The following is a 1704-nucleotide window of genomic DNA, read 5'->3' as shown; positions in this document are numbered from 1 at the left end:
GTCCCTGGTCTTCGCCCTCTACGACGGCCTCAGACTGGCCACCCTCCTGGTCTGCGTCGGCGCGGCGAACGCCCTCGCCAACCCGCACCGGCTCCTCAAGTCCCTGCCCGGCGCCCTCTACGAGCTCGGGGTGGCGGTCGTCGTGGCGCTGACCTTCGCGCCGCATCTGATCGCCGACGTCCAACGTCTGCGCGCCGCCCGCCGCCTGCGCGGCCGTCCGGACACCGGCGTCCGCGGTCTCCTCCAGGTCGGACTGCCCGTCCTGGAGGGCGCGCTGGAACGCTCGGTCGCCCTCGCCGCGGCGATGGACGCCCGCGGCTACGGCCGCACAGCCGAGGTCCCGACCGCGGTCCGGCGCACGACCAGCGCGCTCACCCTCGGCGGGCTGCTCGGGGTGTGCGCGGGAACGTACGGACTGCTCACCGCCGAGGGCGGCACGTACGGCGTTCCCGTGCTCCTCGCCGGTCTGGCCGCCGCGCTCGCGGGGCTGCGGCTGGGCGGTCGCCGCACCCCGCGCACCCGTTACCGTCCGGACCGCTGGACCGCCCGGTCCCTGCTGGTGGCCGGCTCCGGCGTGGCCGTGGCGGCGGCGCTGTTCCTCGCGGGGACGACCGATCCGGCCGCCCTGCAACCCGGTGTGGTGCCGCTCGTCGCCCCCGCCCTGCCGCTGCGGCCGGCCGCGGCGGTCCTTCTGGGCCTCCTGCCGGCCTTCCTCGCCCCCGCCCCGAAGGAGCTGTCGTCGTGATCCGCTTCGAGGATGTCTCCGTGACGTACGACGGGGCGTCGCACCCGACCGTCCGGGGCGTCGACCTGGAGGTGGCCGAGGGTGAACTCGTGCTGCTCGTGGGCCCGTCGGGGGTCGGCAAGTCCACGGTCCTCGGCGCGGTCAGCGGCCTCGTCCCGCACTTCACCGGCGGCACCCTGCGCGGCCGGGTCACGGTGGCCGGCCGCGACACCCGCACCCACAAGCCGCGCGAGCTGGCCGACGTGGTCGGCACGGTGGGCCAGGACCCGCTGTCGCACTTCGTGACGGACACCGTGGAGGACGAACTCGCCTACGGGATGGAGTCGTTGGGCCTGCCTCCGGCCGTGATGCGCCGGCGGGTGGAGGAGACCCTGGACCTGCTGGGCCTGGCTCCCCTGCGGAACCGCCCCCTGGCCACCCTCTCCGGCGGCCAGCAGCAGCGCGTGGCGATCGGCTCGGTCCTCACCCCGCACCCCGACGTCCTGGTCCTGGACGAACCGACCTCGGCCCTGGACCCCGCGGCGGCGGAGGAGGTCCTGGCCGTGCTCCAACGCCTGGTCCACGACCTCGGCACCACCGTGCTCATGGCCGAACACCGCCTGGAACGCGTCATCCAGTACGCCGACCAGGTCGCCCTCCTGCCGGCCCCCGGGCAGCCACCGGTCCTCGGCACCCCGGCCGAGATCATGGCCGTGTCGCCGGTGTACCCCCCGGTGGTGGACCTGGGCCGCCTGGCGGGCTGGTCGCCACTGCCCCTGACGGTACGGGACGCGCGGCGCAGGGCGGGAGACCTGAGGGACCGACTGGCCGGACGTGCACCGACGGACCACGCACCCGCGGCCGCCGGCGGCGGGACCGTCCCACAGGGGCCGCTCGCACCCGGCCACGAAGGCGAAACGGCTGGTGCGGGCGGGAACCCCGGAACGCCCCGCCGAAGGCGGGTGTTCCGTACCCGACCC

At 75.8% G+C, this 1704-nt stretch carries 2 protein-coding genes; both read left to right on the top strand.

What is annotated here, in order from left to right; genetic code table 11:
• A partial coding sequence (locus EHS43_RS43995; protein ID WP_125195990.1) for a CbiQ family ECF transporter T component occupies positions 1–745 on the top strand: 745 nt, incomplete at its 5' end.
• The coding region (locus EHS43_RS43990; protein WP_260471005.1) for an ABC transporter ATP-binding protein at positions 742–1704 on the top strand (963 nt) is incomplete at its 3' end. The genes EHS43_RS43995 and EHS43_RS43990, both read left to right, overlap by 4 nt.

The sequence above is a fragment of the Streptomyces sp. RP5T genome, assembly GCF_003933965.1.
In the GTDB taxonomy this organism is placed as follows: Bacteria; Actinomycetota; Actinomycetes; order Streptomycetales; family Streptomycetaceae; genus Streptomyces.
This window is presented reverse-complemented; position numbering and strand designations above follow the sequence as displayed.